Origin of the sequence: Nocardia sp. NPDC058480 (assembly GCF_042720495.1) — a bacterium.
In the GTDB taxonomy this organism is placed as follows: Bacteria; Actinomycetota; Actinomycetes; order Mycobacteriales; family Mycobacteriaceae; genus Nocardia.
In genome coordinates this window covers 21819-36181 of the sequence record NZ_JBHXMN010000020.1, presented here as the reverse complement: position 1 = coordinate 36181, position 14363 = coordinate 21819, and the positions used below count along the sequence as shown (strand labels likewise).

General features: G+C 66.1%; 14 protein-coding genes. 10 read left to right on the top strand and 4 right to left on the bottom strand.

Annotation, left to right across the window (positions count from 1 at the left end; translation table 11 throughout):
* Positions 1-3: 3 nt before the first annotated feature.
* From ACFWO8_RS30030 to ACFWO8_RS29990, 9 genes are read left to right on the top strand one after another with little or no spacing between them, the layout of a single operon-like run.
* On the top strand, positions 4-855 hold the full coding sequence (locus ACFWO8_RS30030; RefSeq protein ID WP_378970424.1) for an MlaE family ABC transporter permease: 852 nt from the start codon (positions 4-6) through the stop codon (positions 853-855).
* A gap of 4 nt (positions 856-859) precedes the next feature.
* Positions 860-2062 carry an MCE family protein gene (locus ACFWO8_RS30025; protein ID WP_378970420.1) on the top strand — a complete coding sequence of 401 codons (1203 nt, stop codon included), beginning with the start codon at positions 860-862 and terminating at the stop codon, positions 2060-2062.
* Positions 2063-2076: 14 nt separating this feature from the next.
* A complete protein-coding gene (locus ACFWO8_RS30020) occupies positions 2077-3087 on the top strand; it encodes an MCE family protein (protein WP_378970417.1) in 1011 nt (336 codons plus the stop codon).
* Positions 3080-4147 (top strand): MCE family protein, encoded by a 1068-nt coding sequence (locus tag ACFWO8_RS30015; protein ID WP_378970414.1) that lies wholly within the window; start codon positions 3080-3082, stop codon positions 4145-4147. Before ACFWO8_RS30020 ends, ACFWO8_RS30015 begins: the two co-directional genes overlap by 8 nt.
* The gene (locus ACFWO8_RS30010; protein ID WP_378970409.1) at positions 4144-5409 is read left to right on the top strand and encodes an MCE family protein; all 1266 of its coding nucleotides are present in this window, start codon (positions 4144-4146) and stop codon (positions 5407-5409) included. Before ACFWO8_RS30015 ends, ACFWO8_RS30010 begins: the two co-directional genes overlap by 4 nt.
* The gene (locus ACFWO8_RS30005) at positions 5406-6632 is read left to right on the top strand and encodes an MCE family protein (protein WP_378970404.1); all 1227 of its coding nucleotides are present in this window, start codon (positions 5406-5408) and stop codon (positions 6630-6632) included. The genes ACFWO8_RS30010 and ACFWO8_RS30005 overlap by 4 nt, the downstream gene beginning before the upstream one ends.
* The gene (locus ACFWO8_RS30000; RefSeq protein WP_378970400.1) at positions 6629-8032 is read left to right on the top strand and encodes an MCE family protein; all 1404 of its coding nucleotides are present in this window, start codon (positions 6629-6631) and stop codon (positions 8030-8032) included. Before ACFWO8_RS30005 ends, ACFWO8_RS30000 begins: the two co-directional genes overlap by 4 nt.
* On the top strand, positions 8029-8772 hold the full coding sequence (locus ACFWO8_RS29995) for a hypothetical protein (protein ID WP_378970395.1): 744 nt from the start codon (positions 8029-8031) through the stop codon (positions 8770-8772). Before ACFWO8_RS30000 ends, ACFWO8_RS29995 begins: the two co-directional genes overlap by 4 nt.
* Entirely contained in the window at positions 8769-9254 is a 486-nt protein-coding gene (locus tag ACFWO8_RS29990; protein ID WP_378970389.1) for a h domain protein, read from the top strand. The genes ACFWO8_RS29995 and ACFWO8_RS29990 overlap by 4 nt, the downstream gene beginning before the upstream one ends.
* Positions 9255-9308: 54 nt before the next feature.
* On the opposite strand, the gene ACFWO8_RS29985 is transcribed toward ACFWO8_RS29990, so the two are convergent.
* The 4 genes from ACFWO8_RS29985 to ACFWO8_RS29970 all read right to left on the bottom strand — a co-directional run bounded on the left by ACFWO8_RS29985 (position 9309) and on the right by ACFWO8_RS29970 (position 13317).
* On the bottom strand, positions 9309-10739 hold the full coding sequence (locus ACFWO8_RS29985) for a sensor histidine kinase (protein ID WP_378970384.1): 1431 nt from the start codon (positions 10737-10739) through the stop codon (positions 9309-9311).
* The gene (locus tag ACFWO8_RS29980) at positions 10736-11446 is read right to left on the bottom strand and encodes a response regulator transcription factor (RefSeq protein ID WP_378970374.1); all 711 of its coding nucleotides are present in this window, start codon (positions 11444-11446) and stop codon (positions 10736-10738) included. The genes ACFWO8_RS29985 and ACFWO8_RS29980 overlap by 4 nt, the downstream gene beginning before the upstream one ends.
* Positions 11447-11584: 138 nt before the next feature.
* A complete protein-coding gene (locus ACFWO8_RS29975; RefSeq protein WP_378970942.1) occupies positions 11585-13114 on the bottom strand; it encodes a trehalose-6-phosphate synthase in 1530 nt (509 codons plus the stop codon).
* A gap of 44 nt (positions 13115-13158) precedes the next feature.
* Complete coding sequence (locus tag ACFWO8_RS29970) at positions 13159-13317, bottom strand: hypothetical protein (protein ID WP_378970365.1); 159 nt, start codon at positions 13315-13317, stop codon at positions 13159-13161.
* A gap of 175 nt (positions 13318-13492) precedes the next feature.
* Between ACFWO8_RS29970 and ACFWO8_RS29965 the strand changes: the two genes are divergently transcribed.
* Positions 13493-14326, top strand: coding sequence for an alpha/beta fold hydrolase (locus ACFWO8_RS29965; protein ID WP_378970360.1), 834 nt, complete (start codon positions 13493-13495; stop codon positions 14324-14326).
* Positions 14327-14363 lie beyond the last annotated feature (37 nt).

Sequence of the window (14363 nt, the reverse complement as noted above, 5' to 3'; positions counted from 1 at the left end):
ACGATGGCATTCATAGTTCGCAGCAAGTTTCCGCGCACGGTCCGCCGTTTCGACCGGATGTCGAAATCGATGGATTCCCTGGGCGATCAGGCCATCTTCTTCATCAAGGCGCTCGGCTCGGTGCCGCGTGCGCTGGTGCACTACCGCACCGAAACCATCCGGCTCATCGCCGAGATCAGCATGGGCAGTGGCGCCTTGGCCGTGTTGGGCGGGACTGTGGTGATCGTCGGCTTCCTGACCTTCATGTCAGGCAGCGTCATCGCGGTGCAGGGCTTCAACTCGCTCGGCGATATCGGTATCGAGGCCCTGACCGGCTTCTTCGCCGCCCTTATCAATGTGCGCATCGCGGCACCGGTGATCTCCGGTATCGGCCTGGCCGCCACTATCGGCGCCGGCGCGACCGCGCAGTTGGGTGCGATGCGCGTGGCCGAGGAGATCGACGCCCTGGAATCGATGGCGATCCGGCCGATACCGTTCCTGGTCGGCACCAGAGTGTTGGCGGGCATGATCGCGATCGTGCCGCTCTACGCACTCGCAGTGATCGCCTCGTTCATCGCCAGCCGGCTCACGACCGTCGTGATCTTCGGACAGTCGGCCGGTGTCTACGACCACTACTTCTCGACCTTCCTCATCCCGAGCGACATCCTGTGGTCGTTCGGACAGGCGATCGTGATGGCAATTGCCGTGATGCTGATCCACACCTACTACGGGTTCCATGCCTCGGGTGGTCCGGTCGGGGTCGGCATCGCGGTCGGTAACGCGGTGCGCTCGTCGCTGATCGCGGTCGTCACAGTGACGCTGCTGATCTCACTAGCCATCTACGGCACCTCCGGCAACTTCCACCTCTCGGGATAGCGTGATGGACACTTCACGATTCGTTGCCGCATTGCAGGGCGGGCTCGGGCGCAAGCTCGCCGCGCTCACGATGGTCGGCTTGCTCGTAGGGCTCGTGGCTTTCGCGTTCGCCCTGTTTCAAGGCGCGTTCACCAACACCGTGCAGGTGCTGGTCGACACGCCCCGCGTCGGCCTCGTGCTCGACCCCGATGCCAAGGTGAAGGTACGCGGCGTCGAGATCGGTCGGGTCGCCGAGATCGACATGCGCGACGACGGCGCACAGATACTGCTCGAGGTCGACCCCGATCAGTTGAAGCTGGTGCCGTCGAACGCGGGTGTCGACATTCGTTCGACCACGGTGTTCGGCGCCAAGTATGTGAATTTCGTTGTCCCCGAACAGCCTGCGTCGAACTCGCTGAAGCCGGGCGCCACAGTCGCAGCCAGTGCGGTGACGGTCGAGTTCAACACGCTGTTTCAGCACCTGTCCGATGTGCTCGCCCAGGTGGAACCGGAGAAGCTCAATGCCACCCTCGCCGCGCTCGGCACCGCACTGCAGGGCCGCGGCGACAAGCTGGGTGAACTGCTGGTGAGCTCGGACCGCTACCTGCGTGAGCTCAATCCGTATCTGCCCACGCTGCAACAGGATCTGGACAAGACGGCCCAGGTGTCCGACATCTATGCCGATGCTTCCGGCGCGCTGTTGCGCACCGTGGACAACGCCACGGTCACCGCGAAGACGCTGTCGGAGATGCAAGCGCAGCTCGACGATGTGCTGGTGAACGTGATCGGCCTTTCCGACACCACGGGTTCGGTGTTGCGGGAGAACGAAGCCAACCTTGTCACCGCGCTCGACCTGCTGCGGCCGACGACCAGCCTGCTGTTCGAATACGCGCCGGCGTTGAGCTGCATCATCGATGGAATCGGCCCACTCATGCCGTTGGCCGATGAAGTATTCGGCGGCGTGGTACCGGGTGTCGGCATGCATGCCTCGTTCATGCCTGGCCAAAAGCCCTACAGCTACCCCGAGGATCTGCCCAAGGTGAACGCCACCGGTGGACCGCACTGTGAGGGCGTGGTGGACCGGGTGCCGGACAGCCACTCGAACTATGTGGTGACCGATACCAGCCAGGGTGCGCCGTTCACGCCGCGTACCGCGCCGCCCGAATTGAACAGCGCGCCAAAGGTTTTCCAGCTCTTGCTGGAGGGACTGCCGGGAGTGACACGGTGAAAAACACTGCGACGATGATCAAGCTCGCGATCTTCACCGTGGTGATGACGCTGGTGTTCGCCGGTCTGGCGATCGTGCTCAGTCAGGCACGATTCTCCAGCGAGAACGGCTACAAGGCGGTGTTCACCAGCTCCTCGGGCATGCTGCCCGGGTCGAAGGTGCGCATCGCGGGCGTGCCGGTGGGATCGGTGACCTCGGTGAAGGTCGGTGACGACGATCTCGCACACGTCGAGTTCGACGTGGACACCAAGTACTCCGTGCTGTCGAGCACCCGCCTGGCGATCAAGTACGAGAACCTGGTCGGTGACCGGTATCTGGAGCTGAAGGAAGGTCCGGGCTCTGCCCGCGAGCTGCCCGACGGCGCCACCATCGGCAAGGAGCAGACCACGCCCGCGCTGGACCTGGACCTGCTGCTCGGCGGGTTCAAGCCGCTGCTGCGTGGCCTGGACCCAGGTCAGGTCAACGACCTGACCTCGGCGCTGCTGCAGATCTTCCAGGGCCAGGGCGGCACGCTGGTCTCGCTGCTCAACAGCGGTGGCAGCTTCACCAAGACCCTCGCCGACCGCGATGCCCTGATCGGCAGCGTGATCGACAACCTGAACACCGTGCTCGGCACCATCGACGATCGCGACGAACAGTTCGCCACCACGATCGAAGAATTGCAGCGCATGGTCAGCGGATTGGCCGCCGAACGCGACCCGATCGGCGCCGCATTGCCCCGAATCGCCGGTGCGACAAAGGAACTCAACGACCTGCTGACCACCGCCCGCCCCGACCTGCGCAACACCATCGAGCAGACCGGCCGGCTGGCCACCAACCTCGACAACGGCTCCGACGACCTCCAATGGGTGCTCGAGAAGCTGCCGGAGACCTACAAACAACTCATCCGCGTCGGCTCTTACGGCTCGTTCCTGCAGCTGTACATCTGCGGCACCACCATGCTGGTCGACGGCCCGGACGGTCAGACTATGGAAGTGAAGTTGCCGGCTCGACAGGCGACCGGAAGGTGTGCGCCCAATGAGTGAGAAGAAGTCATCGGCGGTCACCATCGGCATCGTCGGCATTGTGCTGGTGGTGACGATCTCGCTCGCCACGCTGCAATTCACCAAGTTGCCGTTCATCCGCTCCGGCGCGACCTACACGGCATTCTTCGTCGACGCGGGCGGGTTGGTGCCGGGCGACCCGGTGCATGTGGCCGGCGTGCGTTCCGGTGAAGTCGGCGAGGTGTCGCTCGATGGTCCCAAGGTGCTGGTGAAGTTCACCCTCGACGAGTCGATTGTGCTCGGCCAGAAGACATCCGCCGCGATCAAGACCAACACGGTGCTCGGTCGCAAGTCCCTGGATGTGGTGCCGACCGGACAGGGCGCGCTGCGTACCTCCGACACCATCCCACTCGACCGGACCACGTCGCCGTACTCGCTCAACGAGGCGCTCAGCGATCTCGGCGCGACCGTCCGCGATCTCGATCTGGATCAGGTCGACAAAACCCTCGACACGCTCTCGACCGCCTTCGCGGACACACCGGGCCCGCTGCGCAACGCCCTCGACGGCGTCACCGCACTCTCGCGCAGCATCAATACGCGCGACCAGGCGCTCACCGATCTGCTCGGCCGGGCGCAGAACGTCACCAAGATCCTGGCCGACCGTAGTTCGCAGCTCAACGCGCTGCTGCTCGACGGCAACAACCTGCTCGGCGAACTCGACAACCGTCGCGCCGCCATCAACCAGCTCATCGTCTACGTCGACTCGGTCGCCAAGCAGCTCTCCGGGCTGGTCGCCGACAACGAGGCGCAGATGAAACCGACACTGGACCGGCTCAATTCGGTACTCGGCCTGTTGCAGCGCAACAAGCAGAACCTGACGCAAGCGCTCGAGAACATCGGCCCCTACGCCTCGGCGCTGGGCGAGCAGGTCGGCAGCGGTCCGTGGTTCAACGCCTACGTGGTGAACGCGACGAGTACCGGGCTGCGCCCGCTGGTCGACGCGCTGGTCTGGCCTGAGCATCTGCCGCAGGACGTGATCGACATCTTCACCAAACCGGATCTGCCGGCCATCATCCCGTCCGAGGAGGATCCGCCGCGATGAGCATCGCATCGAAAGTTCGTGGCGTGCCACGTTGGACGCTCGCGGTCGCTGTGGTGGTGATCGTCGCGCTGGTCGCGGTCGGGGTCTACTTCAGCCTCGGCATCGGGAAGACCAAGATCAACGCCGCCTTCGTGTCGACCACCGGCCTGTACGAGGGTGACGAGGTGCGGATGCTGGGGGTGACGATCGGCAAGATCGACGCGATCGAGCCCGGCGAAGGCCGGGTACAGGTGCGGATGTCCGTCGACCGCGGCATCGACCTGCCCGCGGACGCACGCGCCGTGCTGATCGCGCCCTCGCTGGTGTCGGCCCGGTTCATCCAGCTGGCGCCCGCCTACGACGGTGGCCCGAAGCTGGCCGACGGTGCGCAGATTCCGATCGAGCGCACCGCGGTGCCCGTGGAGTGGGACGACATCAAGGCCGAATTGACCAATCTCGCAACGGCTCTCGGGCCGGTCGGGGACGACGAGCAGGGTTCCTTCGGGCGCTTCGTCGACACCGCCGCGAACAACCTCGACGGCAACGGCCAGAAGTTCCGTGACACCCTGCGTGAACTGTCGGCGACGCTGAATACCTTGTCCGACGGGCGAACCGACCTTTTCGGCACCATCCGCAACCTGCAGAAGTTCGTCGAGGTGCTCTCGGCGAGCAACGAGCAGATCGTGCAGTTCGGCGGCCGCCTGGCCTCGGTGGCCTCGGTACTCGCCGGTGCGTCGGAGGAACTCGGTGCGGGCCTGGACAGCCTGGATGTGGCGCTCGCCGACGTGAAGCGCTTCCTCGAGGGCAGTGGTGCCGAGCTCACCGACGGTGTCGAGCGGCTCGCCGATGTCACCCAGACGCTGGTCGACAAGCGGCCGGAGATCGAACGGCTGCTGCATTCCGCGCCGACCGCGCTGGTGAACTTCTACCAGATCTACCAGCCGGCCCAGGGCGCGCTCAGCGGCGCTGTGACACTGAATAATACGGCGGACCCGTTGAGTTTCCTCTGCGGTTCGATCCGGGCGATCGAGGACAGCGACTCGGACCGGTCGGCGGATCTGTGCGCGGAATTCCTGGCCCCGGTGATCAGCTCGCTGGCGATGAACTACGCGCCGATCATGCTCAACCCGGTCACCGGCACGACTGCCCTGCCAGGGCAGCTGACGTACAGCCCGCCGAGTGTGGAGGCGCAGGTGGATCGCAGTCTGGTGCCCGAGGCGACGGCTCCGATCGCTGTGCCGAACGGTCTCGCCGGACTTGCGGTTCCAGGAGGACAACGATGAGGCCCCAACGAATGTTCGCCGGGCTGGCGGTGGGCGTCGCGGTGACACTCGGCGTGACCGGCTGTCAGTGGGACGGACTGAACTCCCTACCCATGCCCGGCTCCGAGGGCACCGCCCCCGGCTCGTACACCGTGCGGATCCAGATGCCCAATGTCACCACGCTGACCCGGAATTCGCCGGTGCGGGTGGACGATGTCGAGGTCGGCAATGTCACCGGAATCGATGTCGAGGGCTGGCACGCGCTGGTCACGGTGTCGCTGAATCCCGAGGTGAAACTCCCCGCCAACGCGATCGCCAAGATCGGCCAGACCAGTCTCCTCGGCAGCAATCACGTCGAGCTGTCCGCGCCTACCAACACACCCGCCGAGGGTCAGCTGAGAAACAACGACGTGATCCCGCTGGAGCGGGCCGGCGCTTACCCGACCACCGAGCAGGTGCTGTCCTCGCTGTCGGTCGTGCTCAACGGCGGCGGCATCGCACAGCTCGAGACCATCACCAGGGAGATGAACGCGGCCCTCAACGGCCGCGAGGCCGAGATCGCCGATCTGCTGCCGCAGCTCGACCAGCTCGTCACCGGCCTGGACAAGCAGACCGGCAGCATCATCGCCGCGATGGAGGGCCTCGACCGGCTCGCGGGCAACCTCGCCGACCAGAAGGACGTGCTGGCCCGTGCGATCGATGAGATCCACCCGGCACTGACGGCGCTCGCCGACCGCACCGCCAACATCACCAGGGCGGTCACCGCGCTGGGCGAGCTCAGCGATGTCACCGAGCGGATCATCCAGACCAGCGGCGACGACCTGAAGGCGAACCTGGCCAGCCTCGGCCCGGTGCTGGAAACCCTGGCGAACACCGGCACCAACCTCATCGCGTCGTTGGGCATGCTGCCGACGTTCCCGTTCCCGATGCGCAACATCGGCAAAGCGATCAAGGGCGACTACCTCAACCTCTTCATCACCTTCGACCTGACCGGTAGGCGACTGGACACCAACTGGCTCACCGGCACTCCGCTCGGGGGTCGCTTCGGTGGTGTCGAGGGGGTGCTCGGTACGTTCGCGCCTTCTTCCGCGACCGACGCCGGCGACCCGACCAAGGTCCCGGAGGCGCCCGCGCCCAGTGCGGTACCGACGCCGACTCTGCCCGGACTACCGTCGATCCCCGGCCTGCCGGCCATTCCCGGAATCACCGTGCCGCTGCCCGGCCAGGAAGGAGCGGGTCGATGAAGCTCACCAGGTTCGTCCACATTCAGCTCGCGATCTTCGCAGTCCTCACCGTGATCGGTCTCGTCGTGATGGGCGGGACGTACATCCAGATACCCGCGATGTTCGGTATCGGCCGCTACGGTGTGACGGTCCAGCTCGCCGCCACCGGCGGGCTGTATCCGACCGCGAATGTCTCCTACCGCGGCACCAACATCGGCAAGGTGGAGGCGGTCCGCCTCACCGCGGCCGGAGTCGAGGCCGATCTGTCGATCGACAGCGATTACAAGGTGCCCTCGGACTTGATCGCCTGGGTCCGCAGTGTTTCGGCGATCGGTGAGCAGTACGTCGACCTGGTGCCCGAGGTCGACGCAGGCTCCGGCGATCTGCACGACGGCTCGGTGATCCCGGTGGAGCGCACCAAGCTGCCCCAGGATGTCGGTTCGATGCTCGACCAGGCCGACAAACTGCTGGCGACGGTCGCCGACACTCGCCTGCGCCAGGTGATCGACGAGGCGTTCCTGGCCTTCAACGGCGCAGGCCCTGATCTGCAGCGGTTCATCGACTCGGCGTCGCTGCTGGTGCAGCAGGCCGAGACCGATGTGGAACCGACCAAGAAACTGCTCGATCAGATCGGTCCGCTGCTGGACACCCAGATCGAGTCCGATGCCAATATCCGGTCCTGGACAGCAGATCTCGCGACCGTCACCGATCAGCTCCGCGAACACGATCCGTCGTTGCGAAACCTGTTGAACAACAGTCCTTCCGCGATGCAGAAGGTGAACGAGCAGTTCCAGAGTCTGCGTCCCACGCTGCCGCTGCTGGCGAGCAATCTGGTGGGTCTCGGCCAGGTCGGGGTGACGTATCACGCTGGTATCGAACAGCTTCTGGTTGTTTTCCCGCCGATGATCGCGGCCTTCAGGACCATCTTGCGCGGACCCACCAGGTACGGCGCGATGGTCAACTTCATGACCGTGCTCAACGACCCGCCCGCGTGCACCACAGGCTTCCTGCCCCCCGACCAGCGGCGTTCGCCGAGCGACTTCACCCCGATCGACACCCCCCCGGGGCTGTACTGCAAGGTGGCTCAGGATTCTCCGATCGAAGTGCGCGGTATCCGCAACTCGCCGTGCATGGAGTATCCCGGCGTCCGGGCGCCTACTCCCGAACTGTGCCGAACCGGGTACGTGCCGGAAGGCACCAACCCAGCGTTCGGTGCGCCGCAGCCGGTCGCTCCGGCTTCGGCACCGACCGGCGCGTCGACCGACGGGGTCACCCCTGCCGTCGCGCGCTCCTATGATCCGTCCACGGGCAGCTATCTTGGCCCAGACGGACGCATGTACCGCCAAGGCAATATCGACTCCGATGGTTCGGGCACCGTCCCGGCCAGCTGGCAGGCGATGTTGGAGGAGCAGCAGAGATGAGTGAGAGCAACAACGGCCGTCCGCGTCGGCGGGCAGGCAGGTCGGCGGGTCCGCCGGTGGAAGATGTGCAGGTCGTCGACGTGACTGTCGACGGGGATGCGGTTGAATCGGCCGAGGTGGTCGATGCCGAGGTGGCTTCGGACGCGGATGCCACGGTGGTCGTCGAGCTGACGAAGTCCGCGGTGGTGGACGAGGTAGTGGACGAGGACGCCGACGATGATTCGGCCGAACTCGACGAAGAAGACGCGAAGCTGACGAAGCTCGGACAGATCATCGGGCTCGCCGCCGCTGCGGTGCTGGTGCTGGGGCTGGTCGTCGGTGCCACGTTCACCGCACTCGCGGCACGGTCGGGGAGTCAGGACGAGGATCTGCGCGCGCAGTACACCCAGACCGCGCGTCAGGCGGTCATCAACCTGACCACCATTCGCGCGGACTCCGCCAAGGAGGACATCGAACGGATCCTGTCGGTGGCCTCGGGGGAGTTCAAGTCCGAGTTCGACGGTCGCGTCGATCCGTTCATGGATGTGGTGAAGCAGGCGAAGGTGGTCTCCACCGGCGAGGTCGTCGAGTCGGGGATCGAGTCCGTCGACGAGAATTCGGCGAAGGTGCTGGTCGCCGCCAAGCAGACGGTGAGTAATACCGGTTCGGCCGAACCGCAGCAGCGGCAATACCGATTCCGGATCACGGTGGCGAAGGGCGATACCGAGATGACCGTGTCGAAAGTGGAGTTCGTGGGATGAGCAACCGAATCAAGATCGTCTTCGGCGCCCTCGCGGCCACCGGTTTGATCGCGGCCATTGTCCTTGGCGTCAGCGGGTACCAGCTGTGGCAGCAGGACAAGACCGACCAGGCGCGCACCGATGCGATGAGTACCGCGAGCCGGACGGTGAGCGCGATGTTCACCTATGAACCCGCCACTGTCGACACCGAATTGCCCAGGGCCGCCGACAATCTCACCGAACAGTTCCGCGCCGAGTACCTGAAGCTGATCGAGCAGGCCATCGCGCCGGGCGCCAAGGAGAAGCAGCTCACCGTCAAGGCCACCACCCAGGCCGAGGGCGTGGTGTCGGCGGATCCGGAGAAGGCAGTCGTGCTGCTATACCTGAATCAGCTGACCACCAGCAAGGATTCGCCGGATGGCGCCACCTCGGGCAGCCGGGTACGGGTGTCGCTGGAGAAGGCCGACAACCGCTGGCTGGTCGCTCAGGTCACGCCGGTCTGATCGACGCACGTCGCGAGCGGCCCGGCGCTGTCCGGCAGGAGCGAAGCGCCGGGCTCATGCTGAGCTGACCTGGTCGCCGCGTGGCAGTCGCACGGCGAAGGTCGCGCCGCCACCCGGAGTGGGCTCGACCCGAACGGTGCCGCCGTGGGCCGCCACGAGTGCCGCCACGATCGAGAGGCCGAGTCCGCTGCCGCTCGTGCCGCGGCGGGTACGGGAGATATCCGCACGGTAGAAGCGTTCGAAGACGTGGTTCGCGTCGTCGGTGGTGAGTCCGGGGCCGGTGTCGACAACCTCGAGGCGGACCTCGTCGGTGGCGGGGGTCAGGCGGACGGTGATCGAGGTACCGTCCGGGGTGTGGGTGCGGGCGTTGTCGAGGAGGTTGGTGAGGACCTGGCGTAGGCGATGTTCGTCGCCGAGGATTTCCAGGGTGCCGGTGCCTTCGGCGATGTCGAGGGTGATCGGGCGGTGTTGTCCTTGTGCGGCTTCGACCGCGCGGGCGCTGTGCACAGCGTCGCCCGCTAGCGCCAGTATGTCCACCGGGCCGAGTTCGACGGGGCGTTGAGCGTCGAGGCGGGCCAGCATGAGCAGGTCTTCCACCAGCAGGCCCATGCGTTGGGCCTCGTGTTCGATGCGGTTCATGAACATCGCGGGGTCGGTGGTCGCGCCCTGGCGGTACAGCTCGGCGAAGCCGCGGATGGTGGTCAGGGGTGTGCGTAGTTCGTGGCTGGCGTCGGCGACGAAACGGCGCATCTTCGCCTCGGATTCGCGCGCGGCGGTTTCGGAGGCCTCGGTCGCGGCGAACGCCTGCTGGATCTGGGTCAGCATGCTGTTCAGTGAACGGGATAGCCGGTCGACCTCGGTGACGTTGCCGCGCACCGGGATTCGATGATGTAGCTCACCGCCCGCGATCGCCGCCGCGGTCGCTTCGACCCGGTGGAGCGGGCGCAGGCTGCCGCGCACCACGAAATAGGCCGCGATAGCCAACGCGAGCAGCACCATCGCGCCGACAACCAATTGCAGCACAACGAGCTTGCGTACTATCTCGATGTTCTCGGCCAGCGGCCACGCGACCGTCGCCGTCGCACGATGGCCATCGACGGTCACCACCCGCCATTGATCGTCCGAGCCGTCCAGCGAGCCGACCGTGACCGGTCGCAGTGCGGGAGGGTTGGGGAGGTCTGGCTTGGCATCTGTACCGAAGACGTTGTCGAGGAGCACTTCTCGGCTGCCGTCCGTGCTCCGGGCCGTCACGAAGTAGCGACCGGGTGGCTGGCCGGACTCCGAGGAGGGCGGGGGCAGATTCGGTGCGGGTAGCCCGACCCTGCGCTCCCATTCCATCGCCGCGTCCTGTACCTGCTGATCGGTGCGGTTCTGCAGCGAGTTCTCCAGCGCTTTGGTCACCACGAAACTCGAAGCGACCAACCCGAATCCGGCCAACGCGACCAGCATCAGCACCAAGGTCACCCGCAGCGGGAGTCTGCTCACCGCGTCGGCTCACGCATCACATAGCCGACCCCACGCAGCGTGTGGATCAACCGCTGCTCGCCGGTGTCGACCTTCTTGCGCAGATACGACACGTAGGTCTCCACCACGCCCACCTCGCCACCGAAGTCGTAGCGCCAGACGTGATCGAGGATGCGAGGTTTGCTCAGCACGCTGCCCGCGTTCACCATGAAATAGCGCAGCAGCGTGAACTCGGTGGGCGACAACGCGACCGGTTCGCCCGCCTTCCACACCTCGTGGGTGTCGTCGTCGAGTTCGATGTCGGCGAAGCGCAACCGGGTGCTCGCCTTCGCCGGCTCGGCGTGGCCTGCGCGACGCAGGATCACCCGCAGCCGCGCCACCACTTCCTCCAGGCTGAACGGCTTGGTGACGTAGTCGTCGGCGCCGAGGGTGAGCCCGGTGATCTTGTCGTCCACGTCGTCGCGCGCGGTCAGGAACAGTACCGGCGCGTCGAACCCGTCGGCGCGCAACCGGCGCAGCAGGCCGAAGCCGTCCATGCCGGGCATCATCACGTCGACGATCAGCGCCTGCGGCCGGAACGTGCGCGCCCGGTCCAGCGCCTCGGCGCCGTCGGCCGCCGTCGCCACCTCGAACCCCTGGTAGCGCAAGCTCACCGCCAGCAGTTCGACGATCATCGGTTCATCGTCGACGACAAGCACCCGCGCTTCGGGCACGCCACCAGCACTCATGCTCTGCTCATCCGGCATGCTCGGGCGCCCTGCGCGGTTACGCGAGCTGCCTGCGCCGGGCGCTGACCGTTCATGCCCCCATGCTCCACCACCGGGCTGGGAAGTGGCTGGACCGACGCTGTGAGGTCGCTGTGTGGCTCAGCGCTGGTCGGCGGGGTAGGTCTGCTCGTCGCTCATCAGGGCCGAACCGGCGATATTGCCGTGCGACAGCGCGTCGAGGAAGGCGCGCGCCCAGCGTTCGACATCGTGGGTGAGCACCTGACGGCGCAGGGACCGCATCCGGCGGCGCTTGGTGTCGCGATCGTCGTCGAGCGCGCCGATGATCGCGTCCTTCACGCTGTCCAGGTCGTGCGGGTTGCACAGGTAGGACTGGCGCAGCTCGGCCGCGGCACCGGTGAACTCGCTCAGCACCAGGGCGCCGTTGAGGTCGCTGTGGCAGGCCACATACTCCTTCGCGACCAGGTTCATGCCGTCGCGCAGGGGCGTGACCAGCATGGCGTCGGCGGCGATGAAGAAGGCGATCAGCTCGTCGCGGGGGATCGGGCGGTGCAGGTAGTGCACGACCGGGTAGCCCACGCGGGCGAATTCACCGTTGATCCGGCCCACCTGGCGTTCGATGTCGCCGCGCATCTTGATGTAGCTCTGCACGCGTTCGCGGCTGGGGGTGGCCAGCTGGACCATCACCGTCTCGGTGGGGTCGACGCGGCCCTCTTCGAGGAGTTCCTGCAGCGCGTTGAGCCGGATGTCGATGCCCTTGGTGTAGTCGAGGCGGTCGACGCCGAGCATGATGTTCTTGGGATTGCCCAGCTCGGCACGGATTTTCGCGGCCCGCTCGCGCACCGAACGGCGACGGGACGACTCGTCGAGCTCGGCCGAATCGATCGAGATGGGGAACGCGCCGACGCGGACCGTGCGGAAACCGACCTGCACGACACCCAGCTTCGAGCGAACCCCGATGGTGCCACGTGAGGTGGGCTGACCGGCCAGTCTGCGGGCCAGGTAGAGGAAGTTCTGCGCGCCGCCGGGCAGGTGGAAACCGATCAGATCGGCGCCGAGCAGGCCTTCGACGATCTCGGTGCGCCACGGCATCTGCATGAACAGCTCGACCGGTGGGAACGGGATGTGCAGGAAGAAGCCGATGGTCAGATCGGGGCGGAGCATGCGCAGCATCTTGGGCACCAGCTGCAGCTGGTAGTCCTGCACCCAGACCGTCGCGCCCTCGGCGGCCACCTTCGCGGTCTCCTCGGCGAACCGCCGGTTGACCTCGACATAAGCCGCCCACCAGGCCCGGTCGTACACCGGGCGCACGATCACGTCGTGATACAGCGGCCACAGCGTGCCGTTGGAGAACCCTTCGTAGTAGTCCTGCACTTCCTGACCCGTGAGCGGCACCGGATACAGCTCGAGCCCGTCCTCGATGATCGGTTCGACCTCGACATCGGGCACACCGGCCCAGCCGACCCAGGCGCCCTTGTTGCTGCGCAGCACCGGTTCCAGCGCGGTTACCAGCCCACCGGGGCTGCGCTTCCACCTGGTGGTGCCGTCGGGCAGGCGCTCGAGGTCGACCGGCAGCCGGTTGGCGACGACAACAAATCCCGAACCCGCACCGGTCGGTGCGAGGGTTTCGCTGCTTTCGGACGGACGGTCGTTGGACGGTTGATCGATCATTTGGTCCACTCACGCATCCTTATGCGTCGCAGGGGTGCGCTGTGTCAGGCGGGAGCGATGCCGAGCATGGACAGCAGCATGCGGCACTCGTCGGCGTCTTCGGCGTGTGCCGCGACGACCTTCTGTGCCTGGCGGGCGGTTTCGTCGGCAAGCGGCGCGAGCTCGTCGTCGGCGATGTCGTTGGCGGTGCTCTTCGCGACCATAATGGGTTCGTCCTCCGGGTTTCCCTGCGCTCTACCTGCGAGTGATCAATACTATCGGGCGCCGGCGCACGGCCGATGAAGTAGCGACGCGTAACACCCCGCCCCGGTGCCGTGTCGTGGCGGTCCCGTTACCGTGGGGGTAGTACACGATTGACCCCGCAGAGAGGTTTGTTTCATGCCACTGGCCACGGTGAACGGCATCGCACTGAATTATCAGGTCAAGGGCGACCGTACCAAGGGCACCGACGTCAAGGGCGGTGGTCCGCTGGTGGTGTTGATCATGGGGACCGGGTCGCCCGGCAGGGTGTGGGAGCTGCACCAGGTTCCCGCGCTGGTCGCGGCGGGTTATCGGGTCTGCGTGTTCGACAATCGTGGGATCGCGCCGTCTTTCGAGGCCGCGGGCGGAATGCGGATCGAGGAGCTGGTGGCCGATACCGCCGCGCTGATCGAGTTCCTCGGCGAGGGGCCCGCGCTGATCGCGGGGACGTCGATGGGTGCGCGGGTGGCTCAGGAGCTGGCGCTGGCCCGGCCCGATCTGGTCCGCAAGGCTGTGTTCATGGCCGGTCACGGCAGGCTGGATCAGTTCCAGAAGACGCTGTCGGCCGGTGAGCAGGACCTCGATGCCTCGGCGGTGAAGCTGCCCGCGAAGTTCGAGGCGGCGTTGAGCGCGGTGATGAATCTGTCGCCGGCGACGATGGCCGACACCAATGCGGCGCGCGACTGGCTCGACCTGTTCGAGTTCACCGTCGGGGCTCTTTCACCCGGTGTTCGGGCGCAGCGGGCAATGGACCACGAGTTCGATCGTGTCGCCGCCTACCGTTCGATTACGGTGCCCTGCTTGGCAATTGGGTTCGCCGATGATCGGATGATTCCGCCGTACCTGTCGCGCGAGGTGGCCGAGGCCATTCCCGGCGCCCGCTACCAGGAGGTTCCGGATACGGGTCACTACGGCTACCTGGAGCGTCCCGAGGCGGTCAACAAGATCCTGCTCGACTTCTTCGCCGCCTGATCGGGGAGGCGAGGCAGCATCGGGTAACTCCCTACCA